This is a genomic window from Neisseria sp. HMSC069H12 (genome assembly GCF_001812735.1).
In the GTDB taxonomy this organism is placed as follows: domain Bacteria; phylum Pseudomonadota; class Gammaproteobacteria; order Burkholderiales; family Neisseriaceae; genus Neisseria; species Neisseria subflava.
Genome location: NZ_KV810242.1, coordinates 17,145 through 33,226, shown reverse-complemented (window position 1 = coordinate 33,226; position 16,082 = coordinate 17,145). Strand labels below are relative to the sequence as shown.

Below are 16,082 nucleotides of genomic sequence, written 5' to 3'. Positions count from 1 at the left end.
TCCGGTTCTCCAACCCGGGGGCATTTTTTTTTGCGTTTTTATTTTATATTTGTATGAATAGGATAAAGACGGAATATAAAAGGTTTTCAGAACACGAGGCCTATAATCTTTATAAAAGATTGACTATAAATAAAAAACACCAATCTCAAATCGATAGTTAAATAAAACCGCAAACCACGCTTTCCCAAACTTTCAGGCCGTCTGAAATCCTCTCTTCAATGCGGTAAAAGGAACAACCGTTACCTTGGCACAGGAACAACGCCTGGCCAACGGAGAGCTGATACCGAAAGGCTCTGTGGTAACGTGGTCGGACAATGCGGTGAAGGTTGTGCGGCCTGATGGGAAAAAGCGGAGATTTAATAGTCGGGATTGGGAACAGAAGGCATTGCCGAAACCTTCTCTATCATCATTAGCCAACTTAACCAGCAAAGAACAAAAAGTAATCAGATATTTAGCTAGAGATAATGGTAAAATTATTGTTAACGGCGAACAAATTCCTGTCAATCGGCTTCCGCAGGACATTAATGTCAAACCAACTCCGCCATCTCCCTTAAATGGTAGTGGAAGAACCATTGGTAAGAGCAAGTCTCAAAACCAAATTATGCAGGACGATGTGGCTTACTTGCGCTCAATGGGTGCAAAAGATATTAGGATCAACCAACAGCAGGTAAACAACCAAATGTGCCGGGTAGGGATCTGCCGCCCGGATGTCCAAGACACCTTGCGTGATTCTAATAAACGAATTTATATCGAATACGATCGCGCCAGTTCGAACCGTGGAGCCGGACATGCATCAAGAGCATTGAGTAATGATCCGGATGCTATTGTAATTTTAAGAACCGTGGATTAAATTATGAATGTAAACAAAGATTTTTTTCTTGCAAAAGACGGCCATCCAAGCCTGAAACAGTTTTATTTTATTGGCGCGCCATTTGAAAAAGCACTGGATCTCTATTTGAAAAGATTAATGGATTTAAGCGACTTTTATCAGAATTTAAAACCGAAACTATCGTATTTGGATGAGGAATATACCCTCAGTCAGAAATTGGATTTCTTGAATCCGCTTGAGATTACCGGATCATCCAAATATTTATTGTTGGAAACGCAGTCTGATTGGTCATTGCTAATAGGTAATAACCGGAACGGCACAGACTTTTCAAGTGTGCCGTATGAAGCCTTGCTGTGGAAAATCAGATTATTGACTATGTATTTACGTCCATATTTTGGCAAAGACGAATTCGGTGCGGTCTCATTTACCCTGTATGAGGGCAGCAAACAGGTTTCCCGTCATGACTGCGAAACCAGAAATGTTATGCTGCATAAAGAAACCAGTCGTGTCGAGTTTATGGAATATGGCACGCCGCTGCCGTTTGAACAGACAGAAAAATATACCGAAAGACTCAAAAAAAACAGGCTGACTGTGGAGATGATCGAAGAATATTGCAAACATTTAGGCATTTCATTATTTGATTTGGACTTCTACCAGTCCAAAGCCGCCCTTATTGAGATATTGAGAAACAAATAACTTCCATCTCTTCAAAAAGACAGTCTGAAAAATATTCAGGCTGTCTTTTATCGTTAATCCCATATTTTAGACGGCCTGTTTAACCCTCTATTGCAAAGCTTGGCACAAGCACCGCTGACCGACGGCAATTAATTACTATATAATCAAACGCATTGTTACCCTACAAAGGAGCCACACCATGACCACAAAAATTAAAATTGGTATCGTCGGTGCAACCGGTTACACAGGCGTTGAATTGTTACGCCTGCTCAGCAGCCACCCTAATGCAGAAGTCACTGCCGTCACCAGCCGAAGCGAAGCCGGTATTGCGGTTGCCGATTACTTTCCCAGCCTGCGCGGCATTTACGACCTTGCATTCCAAACGCCCGAAGATGCCGGGCTTGACCGTTGCGACCTCGTGTTCTTCGCCACGCCCAACGGCGTGGCCATGAAAGAAGCACCGACCCTTGTGGAAAAAGGCGTACGCGTGATTGACCTGTCTGCCGACTTCCGCATCCAAGACATCCCCACATGGGAAAAATGGTACAAAATGACTCATGCCGCGCCGCAACTCGTTTCTCAAGCGGTATACGGCTTATGTGAACTTTACAAAGACGACATCGCCAAAGCCATGCTGGTGGCCAATCCGGGCTGCTACCCTACCTGCGTTTCCCTGCCCTTATTGCCGCTGCTTCAGGCTGGCCGTCTGAAAGCCAACGCGCCTCTGATTGCCGACTGTAAATCCGGTGTTTCCGGTGCAGGCCGCAAAGCCAGCACCCACGCCCTATTGTGCGAAGCAGGCGACAACTTCAAAGCCTACGGCGTAGGCGGCCACCGCCATCTGCCTGAGATCCGACAAACCCTGTCCGGACTTCAAGACCATGTTTCAGACGGCCTGATTTTCGTGCCACACCTTGTTCCGATGATACGCGGCATGCACGCCACCCTGTATCTGCACCTGCAAGAACACACCGATCCTGAAGCCTTGCTGCGCGAATACTACCGCGACAGTCCTTTTGTCGATGTCTTGCCTTCAGGTTCGACACCTGAAACCCGCAGCGTGCGCGGCGCCAACCTCTGCCGTATCAGCATTCAAAAAGCGCCCGATCAAGACGATGTGTGGATTGTTCTTTCCGTCATCGACAACTTGGTTAAAGGCGCAGCCGGTCAAGCCGTGCAGAATATGAACATCATGTTCGGCCTACCCGAAACCACCGGCCTGACTAATGCACCATTGATGCCTTAAGCCATCATTATTGAAAACACAAGGCCGTCTGAAACTTTGATCGTTCAGACGGCCTTTATCGATTCATTCACAAACATTACTCATACACCACGCCGGCAAGCATTTCTTCTTCATTCAAGTTGCCGTACTGCTGCTCCCAATCGTGGGTAGCCTCCACCATATCGCATTCTTTGGCAAAAGCCAGCAGCCTGCCGTCCATCTGATCCAGACTCAAGCTGCCCAAGCGTTCGCATTCCGAAGCCGTCAGATTACCTTCTGCCTCATGCGCCTCCGAAGATCCGAAAGGCAGAGCAAAAAAACCCAGTACCAACGCCAGCAGCACCCAAAAAGTATTTTTACGCGAACGAGTCATTTCACACCTCTCATCATAATCATATAGCAGGTTTAAATCAGAAAAACTAAACCAAATAAAATTAAACTAAGAAAAATCGAACATAAAATTAGAAATATCGACTTATCTAAGACAAATCGAATAATACTAAGAAAAAATAGAATGTGCAATACTTTTTCTTAGATGAAGTAATTTTTTTCTTACAATTTTATAAAAACTAAGGTAAAATACACTCAAATCGTCCAAACCATATAAAAAACATACCTCCATAAAGGCATAAACATGGATACCTTTAAAGACCGCCTGGCTTTCTTATGGAAAGATGAAGCCCGCCAAGCCAAAATTGCCGCCGACATCGATATGACCATCGCCGGATTCAGCCGTATCTGGAACGAAGGCGGCCTGCCGAAATCGGAAACGCTAAAAAAAATCAAACAACTTAAAGGCTGCAGCATAGACTGGCTTTTGACAGGCGAAGGTTCTCCCTTCCCCGATTCCGAAGCCCCAAAAGCCACGGCAACCGACACACTGGGCAACCCTGTCGATATAGACGAATTTGTCTTCGTACCGCGTTACGACATCCAAGCCGCGGCCGGACACGGTCAGCTCGTCGGCGATGAGCAACCCATGTTCGCCATGGCGTTCCGACGCTATTGGATTGAAAATTATGTAACGCGCGACATCAAAAACCTTTCCGTTATCTCAGTCAAAGGCGACTCGATGGAAGGCGTGCTGAATGATGGCGACACCATCCTCATTAACCACGGCCAAACCACGCCGCGCGACGGCCTCTATGTTTTACGCCTCAACGAAAACCTTTTGGTCAAACGCCTGCAACTGATACCCGGCGGCATCGTCAACGTCATTTCTGCCAACGAGGCCTACCCTACTTTTGAAATCGACTTGAAAAACCCGACCGACGACGTCGCCATCATCGGCCGTGTCGAATGGTTTGGCAGAAGTATCTAAATCTGACATACTGGTCTTGAAATTTCTGCCATGCCCTCCATGTAAACTGGCAGACCCTGTCTGCACAAACTTGCCTTGACTAACGGTTTGCGCGACAATAGTAAAAATATTCATATAAAAGGAATCACATCATGTCAGACGAAAGCCCTATTATCTTTACTGACAGCTGCTGCACCAAAGTTGCCGACCTGATTGCCGAAGAGAACAATCCCGATTTGAAATTGCGCGTATTCGTCAACGGCGGCGGTTGCTCCGGCTTCCAATATGGTTTTACCTTTGATGAAATCAAAAACGACGACGATTTTGAAATCCAGAAAAACGGCCTGACGTTCTTGGTTGACCCGATGAGCTACCAATATCTGGTTGGTGCGGAAATCGACTACACTGAAAGCCTGCAAGGTTCTCAATTCGTCATCCGCAATCCGAATGCAGAGACAACTTGCGGTTGCGGTTCGTCCTTCTCCGTATAAACAATCCGTTTTTGCCACAAAAAACAGGCCATCTGTATCTTCAGACGGCCTTTTGTGTGAATTTATTTTAAACAATTTTATATTTACCTTATAATAATAATATCGGGCGTGAATATTTACTCTACGATAGACATAACATTGGACATGCATATTTCCATATAAATAAAAAATTATTGTCCAGCCGATTAACGACACAAAGGCAAACCGTACTTGGTCTGTCTGAGACTGCAGCCTCTGTTCTGGCTCGTATCATAAGCCAAGACAGCTCAAACACAATAACAAAACCTTAGGCCAAACCCATTTGGTTGACGCAGTCGAAATACTCATGGGATATCAATGAGCAAACAAGAAAAATTTTTCGACGTATACGTTTCCTATCCGCCAAACACGGATAGGGAGCGCATCCATGCCTGCCTGTATGAAAACCTGCCCGAAAACGAAGTTGAGAGCCTGATTCAAGCCTTGGCCGAGCGTCCGCAAGCCATTGTGGCCGAGAAATGCACCCAAGACGAGCGAGAAAATGCGCAGCATTACTTCGGCTATTTGGGTTTGGACGTGATCGTCCGTCAGGCTATGGAATTGGAAGCGGTTGAAGAAGAAGCCGTATTGGCAGTCAACACTCCCGACCCTATCCAATGCCCCGTCTGCATGACGATTATTGACGAACTAGATTCACAGGAATGTAAAACCTGCCACTTTGATTTGACAGAAAAAAATGAGCTTGCCATCCAGCGCAAGCGCATTGAATGGCAGGAAAGAATCTCTTTCGAGCATAAAAAACAAACCGAAATTGCCCACAAGCTCAAATATGAACGTGAGCAGGAAGAGAAAAAACTGCGCAAAAAAATCCGTGCCGAATTGGAATCCCAATTACGCAAAGAGTTAGGCCAAAATCCTGAGCTGGCCGCACTTGCAGCGAGGAAGAAAACACGGTTTCTGCTTACAATGGCTATCGTATTCGCCGTTTTGAGCCTGCTTGCACTCGGCTATATCGCTGCAAAATTCTTCTAAACTGATTTCAAAACTTAAGGCCGTCTGAAAAACAGATTTTCAGACGGCCTTTTATTTCCTTATTTATTGAACCATTTCAATCAAGCCTCTTGCACATCAACATCCACCGACCATCTGATTTTGCCGTCGCGGTTTTGCTGCAATACCTGTACCCACAAACTCACGGCGCGGTGCAAATCCTGTCGGGACGGAGATTCGAGGAAGATTTGCGCGCGTTCGCGTTCGGCGAGGCGCACCATCAGCATGGGGGCGGCGCCGAACTGGGAGACGCTTTCGGGCAAAAGCGGGGCGAGAGTTTCTTTGGCGGCGTTGAGAAATTCCATCGCATCGGCAACACGCGGCGCGTCGGCGCGAATGGCGGTTTGAAAACCGAAGGGCGGCATGGCGAACATTTGCCGCTCGTTCAATTCGTTTTCGGCAAACATGGCGTAGTCCTGCGCTTTGACGGCGGCGAAGACGGGATGTTCGGGCAGTTGGGTCTGTATCAACACCTTGCCGGGTTTGTCGGCGCGCCCCGCCCTGCCGGATACCTGCATCAGCTCGGCAAACAGCCTTTCCGGCGCGCGAAAGTCCGCGCTGTACAGGCTGCCGTCGGCGTTCAACACGATAACAAGGTTGAGTCGCGCGAAATCATGGCCTTTGGCGAGCATCTGCGTGCCGACCAAAATGTCGATTTCGTTTTCGGCGATGCGGCGGTACAAATCTGCCCAGTCGTTTTTGTGCGCCGTGCTGTCCCTATCGACGCGGACGACGGCGGCCTTGGGCAGGAAGGCGCGCAGGGTTTCTTCGACGCGCTGCGTGCCGTGTCCGACGGCGGTCAGGTCTTGGTTGCCGCAGTCGGAGCATTTGAACGGGATGGGTTCGCGGTGGTCGCAGTGGTGGCAGCGCAGTTGGCGGGCGCGTTGGTGCAATACCATTTTGGCGGAGCAGTTCGGGCAGCCGAAGGTATGGCCGCAGTCGCCGCAAAACAGCGCGGGTGCGAAGCCGCGCCGGTTGAGGTACACCAACGACATGCCGCCCGCTTCAAAGTTCTGTTTTAAAAGCTGCAAGGCTTGCGGCGAGAAGCCGTTGTCGAGTTTCAGACGGCCTACGTTGAGGATGTCCACTTGCGGCAGTTGCGCGGCGGTATGGGCGCGTTCGGTCAGTTGCAGCAGGCGGTACGCGCCGCTTTGCGCCTTGTGCCAACTCTCCAAGCTGGGCGTGGCGCTGCCCAAGATGACGGGGCAGCCGCTCTGCTTCGCCCGCCACACCGCCAAATCGCGGGCGTGGTAGCGCAATTCGTTGTCTTGTTTGAACGAGCCGTCGTGTTCCTCATCGACCACAATCAGCCCGACATCATCCATCGGCGTGAACACCGCCAACCGCGTGCCGATCACCAGCTTCGCCTGCCCCGACATGGCGCGCAGATAATCCTGCGTGCGCTTGCCTGCCGCCATCTGGCTGTGCAACACGGCGGTCGGCACGTCGGCAAAACGGTCTTCCACCCGCTTCAAAAGCTGCGGCGTGAGGTTGATTTCGGGCAGCAGAAACAACACCTGCCGCCCCTGCGCCAACACTTTCGCCATCGCATCGAAATACACCTCGGTCTTGCCGCTGCCGGTAATGCCGTACAGCAAAAACGGCTGAAATTTACCAAAGGCCGTCTGAATTTCATCGGAAGCCTTCTGCTGGTCGGCGTTTAATACAAATTCAGAGTGCGAAGCCTGCCCGTGGTACGACCTCAATACAGGTTTCGCCGCTTCCGTCGTTTCAATCCAGCCTTGTTCCGCCCAATCTTCGATTAACTTCGCCGCCTGCGCGTTCACCTGCTTCAACACCGCCATCGTCATTCCGCCCGACAGCAGCGCATCCCACAAAGCCGCTTTTTTGTTGAACCGCGCCGGCGGCGGCGTTTGCGCCCTGCCCGCTTCGTTCAGCGCGTAAAACAACGGCGGCTGCGGCATTTCCACCGCGCGCGTTTCCTTCAAACCCTGCGGCAGTGCGGCAAACACCGCCTGCCCCGTCGGATAGTGGTAATAACGCGACGTAAACGAGAGCAAATCACGCCAGCTTTCGGGCAGCGGCGGTTCGTCCGAAAAGGTCGTCTGAATACTCAAAATCCGCGCCGCATCCATATCGGGCGCAATATCCGTTTCCCACACAATCCCGATCACGGTCTTGTTGCGGAAAGGCACAAGCACCCGTGCTCCCTGCGGCAGCGGCTCGGAATGGGAATAAGTCAAAAGGCCGTCTGAAAGCGGCACGTTTACGGCAATACGGTGATAGAACATACAAACAATCAAATTATTTTTTCGTATTTTAACAGCCGAAAGCTATTTTCAGACGATAATTTGAGCCTGAGTACAATGCAGACATGACAGAGGTTTGATACAATGCCTTACTTTCAACACACGCAAGTCTCTCGCATGAAAACCAAGTTAATCAAGATCTTAACACCGTTTACCGTCCTTCCTTTGTTGGCATGCGGTCAACCTGCCGTATCCAATGCCAACGCGGCGCCTGCCCCTGCTGCCAAAGCGGAAGCGCCTGCCGACAAATCCGTTGCTGCTTCTTTGAAAGCGCGTTTGGAAAAAGTCTATGCCGCCCAAGATTTGAAAGTTTTGAGCGTCAATGAAACACCGATTAAAGGCATTTACGAAGTTGTCGTCAGCGGCAAACAAATCATCTATACCGATGCCAAAGGCGACTATATGCTCGTTGGCGACCTCATCAACGTCAACACGCGCCAAAGCATGACTGAAGAACGTGCCGCCGATTTGAACAAAATCGACTTCGCTTCGCTGCCTTTGGACAAAGCCATCAAAGAAGTTCGCGGCAACGGCAAATTGAAAGTCGCTGTTTTCTCCGATCCGGACTGCCCGTTCTGCAAACGCTTGGAGCATGAATTTGAAAAAATGACCGACATCACGATTTATACCTTCATGATGCCGATTCCAAGCCTGCACCCTGATGCCGCGCGCAAAGCCGAGCTGTTGTGGTGCCAACCCAATCCGACCCAGGCATGGATCGACTGGATGCGTAAAGGCAAACTCCCAAGCGGCAAAGCAAACTGCGAAAACCCTGTTTCTGAAACCACTTCATTGGGCGAACAATTCGGCTTCAACGGCACGCCGACCGTGGTCTTCCCTAACGGCCGCAGCCAAAGCGGTTACAGCCCTATGCCTCACCTCAAAGAAATCATCGAGAAAAACCAGTAATACTTTTCAGGTTTAATCTCCATAAAGGACGCTTTACGCGTCCTTTTTTCATACCGACCGCCATCAATTGCTTTCAGACGGCCTCAATACAAACAAATACAAAAAAAGGACGTGTCCGCCACGTCCTTTTTCCCTTTACCTTACAGGTAGAATTTTTCAATTACTTTCAGGTTTTCATCCAATTTGTACACCAGCGGCTGACCGGTTGGGATTTCCAAGCCCATGATGTCTTCGTCGGAAATGCCTTCGATGTGTTTGGCCAAAGCGCGCAGGGAATTGCCGTGTGCCGCAACCAATACACGTTTGCCGCTCAAGATGGCCGGAGCGATTTGGTCTTCCCAGAAAGGCAGGACGCGCTCAAGGGTAACTTTGAGGTTTTCGCCATCAGGTACGACATCGCTAGGCAGGTTGGCATAGCGGCGGTCGTTGTGGGCGGAGTGAGGGTCTTTAGGATCCAGCAGCGGAGGCAGGGTATCGTAGCTGCGGCGCCAGATGTGGACTTGCTCGTCGCCGTATTTTTCTGCGGTTTGTTTTTTATCCATACCTTGCAGCTGACCGTAGTGGCGTTCGTTCAAACGCCATGATTTAATTTGTGGAACAAACAGTTGGTCGGATTCTTCCAAAACGATGTTACAGGTTTTGATGGCACGGGTCAGAACGGAGGTAAAGGCGATGTCAAACTCGTAGCCCTTCTCTTTCAACTTTTTACCTGCTGCCGCGGCTTCTGCCAAACCTTGCTCGCTCAGCTTGACGTCGCGCCAGCCGGTGAAAAGGTTTTTCGCATTCCATTCGCTTTGTCCGTGACGGATGAATACTAATTCCATGATAGTTTGCTCCAATGAAGTTTGGGAAAGGGTATTTATATCACACTTTGCCGCCGCGCTGATAACGCCGGCGGTTACTTTTGATATGTTGCAAGTTTGCTTTTAGTCTTCAGACGGCCTTGTCGGAAGGTAAACGTCAAAACGCGTGCTTTTGCCTGTGTATTGATAAGCAGGTTTGCGCCCGTCGAGAAATTCGCCCAAGCGTGGGCGTTTGACGACAATGCGCTTTTTGGCAATATTCAACGCTGCGTCCAACAACTCGGCTTCGTCTTGTGCCGCGCCGACCAAGTCGTGAAAGTAAGCCATTTCTTTTTTCACGGCGGCGGTTTTGCGGCGTTCCGGATACATCGGGTCGAGATACACGATATCGGGTCTGCCGTTTTGCGTTGCCAATTCCTGCATTAAATCAACGGCATTACCGAAGTGCAAAGTAATGCGTTGGGCAATCTCCCGTGTTTCTTCACTTTGGCCTGCCCTGTTGAGGCCGTCTGAAAGTAGACAGGCAACGGCGGGATTTTGTTCAAAAGTGTGTACCTTCAAACCCAACGAGGCAAACACAAAACTGTCGCGCCCCAGTCCGCCGGTAGCGTCCCAGACAGTCGGTTGCGTAGTGTGGTTGACGGCTTTGGCAATCAACTCGCCTCCACCTTTAGTACGCCGATAATGGGCGGCACCGCCATCAAAATCAACGCGGACACGGCCTTTTTCACCGGCGCGGCACAAGCTGATTCCGCTTTCGTCAGCGATAAGGAAACTGCCTTCTTCAGGCTGCCGGTCGATAACGGTCAGCCCGAAAGGCGCGGCAAGGCTGCGAAGTTCGGTAGATGAAGTTTCGTCAAAATAAATCTTGTACATAAGGCTTATGTTTCAGACGGCCTTGAAAACTCAGGCCGTCTGAACGTTTTAATTGATGTCCAAGCGTTCCATGCGGTAGCGCATAGAGCGGAAGCTGATGCCCAAAAGTTTGGCGGCTTGGGTACGGTTGTAACGGGTTTGCTGCAAAGCCTGCTCGATGATGCTGCGTTCCACTTGGTCGAGGTAATCCTGTATCTGCATGGTCCGCGGATCAAACGGCGGAATCGGGCTGTGATTGAGTGTAGTTTCGCGTGCATCAGGTTCGGCAATATCGTCAAAAGAGAAGCCGCTGCGTTCAGCCTTAACCTGTGGGGCGTTTTGAATCTGCAAGTCATCCACTTGTATCACTTGGCCAACCGTCAGTGCAACAGCACGCTCGAGGATGTTTTCCAACTCGCGGAAGTTGCCGGGATAGCTGTAATGCAACAGGGCTTCTTGGGCTTTCGGGCTGAGTTTGTAGGTTTGATTGCCGTGACGGTGTTTGTACAGCAGATACAAAATCAGCGCGCCCAAGTCTTCGCGCATTTCGCGCAAAGGCGGCATGTGCAGGGTGACAACGTTGAGGCGGTAATACAAGTCCTGACGGAACGCGCCGCTTTCAACCAAAGCTTCGAGGTTTTTATGGGTCGCACAAATAATGCGCATATCCACAGGGGTTTCCCGCGCATCGCCGATACGGCGCACGGCTTTTTCTTGAATGGCGCGCAGGAGTTTGACCTGCATGGCAAGCGGCAGATCGGCAACTTCGTCAAGGAACAAAGTACCGCCGTCAGCATGTTGGAAAAAACCTAAACGGTCTTGATCCGCGCCAGTAAAGCTGCCTTTTTTGTAACCGAAAAATTCGCTTTCCATCAGGTTTTCAGGAATGGCACCGCAGTTGACGGCAATAAACGGTTTGTCGGCACGGTCGGACAGTTCGTGAATCGTGCGCGCCGCCTGCTCTTTACCCGTACCGGACTCGCCGGAGATATAAACGGGAACAAGGCTGTGGGCCAATCTGCGAATCAGGTGGCGCACTTCGACCATTTGCGGCGAGGTGCCCAACAGGCGCGGCATATCGTCCTCGCCTTCCAATATAGGTGCGTCTTGTTGCAGAGCAGGATTGATGTTACTGGCCAAAAAACGCTCTTTTAAGGAATTGAGTCCTTCCGGAACAGTCAAAGGTCGGTTAAATTCACTCTGTACGCTCTTAGGAGGCGTAACAACAGGCTTGGCCGGCTGAGGTTCGGGTTTATACAGGGCGGCAGAAACTGGCGCAGGCTGCGATTTGACTTTTTCAGACGGCGTGGGTTCGGCAGTATTGTCTGAAACCGATACTGCCGATTTAACCAATGATCGCAACTGCGACAGCGTAATCGGTTTTTGCAGATAATCAAACGCCCCTGCTTTCAAGGCTTCAACGGCTTGGTCGGCATTGCCGAAGGCTGTAATCACGGCGACGGGGGTGTCGAGCATCAACTCGTCGATGTATTGGACAACCTCGAGGCCGGAGCCGTCGGGCATACGCATATCGGTCAGCACCAGCGAATAATCGTTGTTGCCCAGCTTGTCTTTGGCTTCTTCAACACCAGCCGCAATATCGACGCGCAGACCCATTTTCATCAGGGTCATTTCCATCAGGTCGCGGATGTCTGCCTCGTCATCAACAACCAAAACCGGCTCTTGCAATTTATTCATCCCGCGCTTGCTCCTTCGGTAAAATCAATTCAAACCCGTTCATTTCAGGGTGATAATGCAGCTGCCCCATATTGGCGTGTGCCAACTCGCGTGCGACGTAAAGCCCCAAGCCGGTGCCTTGTTTTTCGGTAGTGTAAAACGGCTCGAACAAATGATTTCGTACATCGGGCGGCACGCCTTTGCCGTTGTCCGCCACTACGATGGAAATATGCATCCTGCCGCTAGGGCGGATAAGGACGGTAATGGCGTTTTCGTCCTGACGGCTGTGTCGCCACGCATTGTTGCACAAGTTCCACATCACTTGCTGCAAGTGCATAGGATCGACCAATACGGTCAGGTTGTTGCCGTTCATATTCATGCGCAGACAGCCGATGGCATCGGGATTGTTCAAGGTAAATTCCTGCTTGAACTCCAACCAGAATTTCATCAGATTAATCGGCTGGCGGCTGATGTTGTCTCGTTTGTTAAACAGGGATACGTCTTCCAACATCTTGTCGATGCGTTGGATATTGCTGTCGATGATGTTGTAGAGCTTGGCCTTGAGCGCGTCTGCCTCATTGCCCTCTTGCAACAAATCGCTGGCATGACGGATGGCAGACATCGGGTTGCGGATTTCGTGGGCAAGGTTGGCAGTCAACTGTCCGAGCGAAGTCAGCTTGGTGGACATGGCCTCCGCAGCCACTTCACGCAATGAGCGGACGTACAACATCAGCAGCTCGGTTTGCTCCTGAATCAGCGGAACGGCACGGACGTGCATGGCGTGTTGGAAAATATGGATATCGGTTTCAAAAGGTTTGTCGGGTTGACGCTGCCAGCGTGTGACCAGTTCGCCAAACACGATTTCCTGCTGATCGATAATCAGACTGGGGAAATAGATTTTTGCCTGCTTGTTAAACAGCCACACGCGTTGGGTCGCATCAATCACCACAACCGCTTCCTGAACGCGGTTCAAAACCAAATGGTTCAAGCCGCTGATACGGCGGTATGCCAGTTGATGGCGGCTGGCGGACTCTGTAGCCTGCTCCAAATAACGGGCGGCAAACGATGTCAACATTGCCACCAGATAGCCTGCGCCGATCAGCATCAAAGAATTCGCCATTGATTTCGCGTCCCAATTAAACGAATCAAAACGCATACTGCCGTCTAAAAACAGGTTCAAAATAAACAACATTGCCGTATAACCTGCATACAGCATGGGGTAATGACCATAACTGAGCAGACACGACGTGGCGACAAACGGCAAAACCAAAATCCCGAAACCGGAAGCCGTACCGCCGGAGATATACACCAAAACCATCATCATGGTGATGTCGACCACAGCGCTGGCATTGGGCAAATCCAAAGACTGCCACTGCCAGCCCGGACGGAACACGGAGAGCATAATCAGGAAGAAATACAGCGTTACCCAGATATAAAACGCAACGTCCGGCAACGAAACGCCAATCAGGTTGCCGCCCGTGTAGCTGCCGAAAGCGTGCAAAACCAAAAGCGGTAAGACGATGGCTATTCGGGCAATGTTGATTACACCGGGAATCCGCTCCCTCAGATTACCCAGTTCTTGAAGATTGGCTCTGTTCATAAGTGAACCTTTTTTATTATCATGCAATGTCGTATAAATTTAATTTATTTAGATATATTTGTTCTTGTTTCAGGACAAACTTTTCAGATGGCCTGAGATTTCCAATACCTTGCCTTTTTTACCGCGTTTGCCGTCAATATCGGCAATACGCAGTTTTTCCTGATATTCTGCACCGCGTCGGCCGACCGATACAACGGTAAACTCAGGAGAGGTCGTCACCATAATGTGTTCCAAAGATGCACCATCGGCCAACGACATCAGCTGCAAACCGCGGCCTTTAGGCATGACTTTGAGTTCGCCGATGGAAAACGCCAAGAGGCGGTGGTCGCTGCTGGCCAGTACGATTTTGCAGTCGGGATTGATGAGCGAGGAGGCATAAACCGCAATCGGCGGCAGGACGGTTTCGCCGCTGTCCACGGTCATCACCACTTTGCCCGCTTTCACGCGTCCGACCATATCGCCCAGCTTGGCGATGAAGCCGTAGCTGCCGCTGCCTGAAAGCAGGTAGTGCTGTTCAGGCTGACCGGTGAGCATGGCGACGGGCTTCGCGCCGTTTTGCAGCTCGATTAACGATGAAACCGGCACGCCGTCGCCGCGTCCGCCGGGGATTTCGGCGGCATCGAGCGTGTAGGTTCTACCCAATGAGTCGAGAATGACGACGGGTAAAACGGTACGGCCTTCAAGGGTTTGTTTGAGGCGGTCGCCTTCTTTGAACGCGGTTTGGCTCAAATCGAGATTATGTCCGGCTCGGCTACGTATCCAGCCTTTTTCCGACAGAATCAGCGTGATGGGTTCGTCGGCGGTGGTCTGCGTCAACACGGCGCGTCCGGCCTCTTCCACCAGCGTGCGGCGCGCGTCGCCGAACTGCTTCATGTCCGCCTGCATCTCTTTGATAATCAGCTTGCGTTTTTCGTTTTCGTCGCCCAAAAGGATATTCAGACGACCTTGTTCTTCGCGCAATTCGTTCAATTCTTTTTCGAGTTTGAAACCTTCCAAACGCGCCAGCTGACGCAGGCGGATTTCCAAAATGTCTTCGGCTTGGATTTCAGTCAATCCGAACGCCGCCATCAAATCGGTTTTGGGGTCGTCTGATTCGCGGATGACTTTAATCACTTCGTCGATGTGCAGAAAGACTTTCAGACGGCCTTCAAGGATGTGCAGCCGTTTTTCCACTTGGTTCAAACGGAATTTCAGACGACGTGTTACGGTCACGACGCGGAAATCCAGCCATTCCTGCAAAATCGTTTTCAGGTTTTTCTGCGCAGGGCGGTTGTCCAGCCCCATCATCACCAAGTTCATCGACACATTGCCTTCCAGCGAAGTCTGCGCCATCAGCGTGTTGATGAAGGTATCCGTATCGATGCGGCTGGATTTGGGCTCGAACACAAGGCGCACGGGATGCTCGCCGTCGGACTCGTCGCGCACGCGGTCGATTAAATCCAGCATCAGCTTTTTGGTATTGAGCTGGTCTTGGTTCAGCTGTTTTTTGCCTGCTTTCGGTTTCGGGTTGGTTTGTTCTTCGATTTCGGCAAGGATTTTGGCGGAATTGGCGTTTGGCGGCAGCTCAGTCACAATCACGCGCCACTGTCCGCGCGCCAATTTCTCGATTTCATAACGCGCACGCACGCGCACGCTGCCTTTGCCTGTCTCGTAAATCCGGCGCAATTCGTCCGCCGGCGTGATGATTTGACCGCCGCCGGCAAAGTCGGGAGCGGGAATATATTGCATCAGGTCGGCGGTTTCCAGCGTCGGCTTTTTCAACAACGCAATCGCCGCCTGCGTCACTTCGTTCAAATTGTGCGACGGAATCTCGGTCGCCATGCCCACCGCGATGCCTGACGCACCGTTGAGCAACACCATAGGCAGGCGGGCTGGCAGGTGCAGCGGCTCGTCAAACGCGCCGTCGTAGTTCGGCACGAAATCCACCGTCCCCTGATTGATTTCGGACAACAGCAATTCCGCAATCGGCGTCAGCCGCGCTTCGGTGTAACGCATCGCCGCCGCCCCATCGCCGTCGCGCGAACCGAAGTTGCCGATGCCGTCGATTAAGGGATAGCGCAAGGTAAAATCCTGCGCCATGCGGACCATCGCCTCATAGGCGGAACTGTCGCCGTGCGGGTGGTATTTACCCAAAATCTCACCGACCACGCGCGCCGATTTCACCGGCTTCGCCCCCGCCGTCAAACCCATATCGCGCATGGCAAACAAAATGCGCCGCTGCACGGGCTTTTGGCCGTCTGAAACTTCAGGCAGCGCGCGGCCTTTAACCACGCTCATGGCGTATTCGAGATAGGCGCGTTCGGCGTATTGACCTAATAGCAGGTAGTCTTCGCCGATAGGAGATGGGCTTGGAGCGGAAATGTGTTCTGTCATCAGGATGGTAAAACGAAATAAATTAAAGAAGGATATTGTAAAGCAA

13 protein-coding genes and 1 pseudogene are annotated in these 16,082 nt (G+C 51.0%); 7 read left to right on the top strand and 7 right to left on the bottom strand.

Annotated elements, in window-relative coordinates; translation table 11 throughout:
- Nucleotides 1-220: 220 nt before the first annotated feature.
- The 3 genes and pseudogenes from HMPREF2872_RS11140 to argC form a co-directional block, all read left to right on the top strand.
- A pseudogene (locus tag HMPREF2872_RS11140) lies at nt 221-397 on the top strand (adhesin); the annotation flags it as partial.
- A gap of 456 nt (nt 398-853) precedes the next feature.
- Nucleotides 854-1,525, top strand: coding sequence for a hypothetical protein (locus HMPREF2872_RS01170; RefSeq protein ID WP_070630577.1), 672 nt, complete (start codon nt 854-856; stop codon nt 1,523-1,525).
- Nucleotides 1,526-1,703: 178 nt separating this feature from the next.
- On the top strand, nt 1,704-2,750 hold the full coding sequence (gene argC / locus HMPREF2872_RS01165; protein WP_070630575.1) for an N-acetyl-gamma-glutamyl-phosphate reductase: 1,047 nt from the start codon (nt 1,704-1,706) through the stop codon (nt 2,748-2,750).
- A 76-nt stretch (nt 2,751-2,826) separates the two neighbouring features.
- On the opposite strand, the gene HMPREF2872_RS01160 is transcribed toward argC, so the two are convergent.
- Nucleotides 2,827-3,102, bottom strand: coding sequence for a hypothetical protein (locus HMPREF2872_RS01160; RefSeq protein ID WP_070630573.1), 276 nt, complete (start codon nt 3,100-3,102; stop codon nt 2,827-2,829).
- Nucleotides 3,103-3,363: 261 nt separating this feature from the next.
- On the opposite strand from HMPREF2872_RS01160, the gene HMPREF2872_RS01155 reads away from it, so the two are divergent.
- The 3 genes from HMPREF2872_RS01155 to HMPREF2872_RS01145 all read left to right on the top strand — a co-directional run bounded on the left by HMPREF2872_RS01155 (nt 3,364) and on the right by HMPREF2872_RS01145 (nt 5,531).
- Nucleotides 3,364-4,050: a S24 family peptidase gene (locus HMPREF2872_RS01155; protein ID WP_003680158.1), complete on the top strand. Its 687-nt coding sequence runs from the start codon at nt 3,364-3,366 to the stop codon at nt 4,048-4,050.
- Between the two features lie 131 nt (nt 4,051-4,181).
- Nucleotides 4,182-4,520, top strand: a complete 339-nt coding sequence (gene erpA, locus HMPREF2872_RS01150; protein ID WP_003680162.1) for an iron-sulfur cluster insertion protein ErpA — start codon at nt 4,182-4,184, stop codon at nt 4,518-4,520.
- Between the two features lie 336 nt (nt 4,521-4,856).
- Complete coding sequence (locus HMPREF2872_RS01145) at nt 4,857-5,531, top strand: hypothetical protein (protein WP_003686803.1); 675 nt, start codon at nt 4,857-4,859, stop codon at nt 5,529-5,531.
- Between the two features lie 80 nt (nt 5,532-5,611).
- On the opposite strand, the gene HMPREF2872_RS01140 is transcribed toward HMPREF2872_RS01145, so the two are convergent.
- The gene (locus HMPREF2872_RS01140; protein ID WP_070630571.1) at nt 5,612-7,801 is read right to left on the bottom strand and encodes a primosomal protein N'; all 2,190 of its coding nucleotides are present in this window, start codon (nt 7,799-7,801) and stop codon (nt 5,612-5,614) included.
- A gap of 135 nt (nt 7,802-7,936) precedes the next feature.
- Between HMPREF2872_RS01140 and HMPREF2872_RS01135 the strand changes: the two genes are divergently transcribed.
- Nucleotides 7,937-8,728, top strand: a complete 792-nt coding sequence (locus HMPREF2872_RS01135) for a DsbC family protein (RefSeq protein WP_070630726.1) — start codon at nt 7,937-7,939, stop codon at nt 8,726-8,728.
- 140 nt (nt 8,729-8,868) lie between these two features.
- Here the strand turns inward: HMPREF2872_RS01135 and HMPREF2872_RS01130 are convergent, their stop codons facing one another.
- The 5 genes from HMPREF2872_RS01130 to parC all read right to left on the bottom strand — a co-directional run bounded on the left by HMPREF2872_RS01130 (nt 8,869) and on the right by parC (nt 16,036).
- The gene (locus HMPREF2872_RS01130; RefSeq protein WP_003679823.1) at nt 8,869-9,552 is read right to left on the bottom strand and encodes a 2,3-diphosphoglycerate-dependent phosphoglycerate mutase; all 684 of its coding nucleotides are present in this window, start codon (nt 9,550-9,552) and stop codon (nt 8,869-8,871) included.
- Between the two features lie 102 nt (nt 9,553-9,654).
- Nucleotides 9,655-10,407, bottom strand: a complete 753-nt coding sequence (locus HMPREF2872_RS01125; RefSeq protein WP_070630569.1) for a class I SAM-dependent methyltransferase — start codon at nt 10,405-10,407, stop codon at nt 9,655-9,657.
- Between the two features lie 48 nt (nt 10,408-10,455).
- Nucleotides 10,456-12,084: a sigma-54-dependent transcriptional regulator gene (locus tag HMPREF2872_RS01120; RefSeq protein WP_070630567.1), complete on the bottom strand. Its 1,629-nt coding sequence runs from the start codon at nt 12,082-12,084 to the stop codon at nt 10,456-10,458.
- Nucleotides 12,077-13,663 carry a two-component system sensor histidine kinase NtrB gene (locus tag HMPREF2872_RS01115; RefSeq protein ID WP_070630565.1) on the bottom strand — a complete coding sequence of 529 codons (1,587 nt, stop codon included), beginning with the start codon at nt 13,661-13,663 and terminating at the stop codon, nt 12,077-12,079. Before HMPREF2872_RS01115 ends, HMPREF2872_RS01120 begins: the two co-directional genes overlap by 8 nt.
- Before the next feature lie 69 nt (nt 13,664-13,732).
- Nucleotides 13,733-16,036, bottom strand: a complete 2,304-nt coding sequence (parC, locus tag HMPREF2872_RS01110) for a DNA topoisomerase IV subunit A (RefSeq protein WP_070630563.1) — start codon at nt 16,034-16,036, stop codon at nt 13,733-13,735.
- Nucleotides 16,037-16,082: the final 46 nt, after the last annotated feature.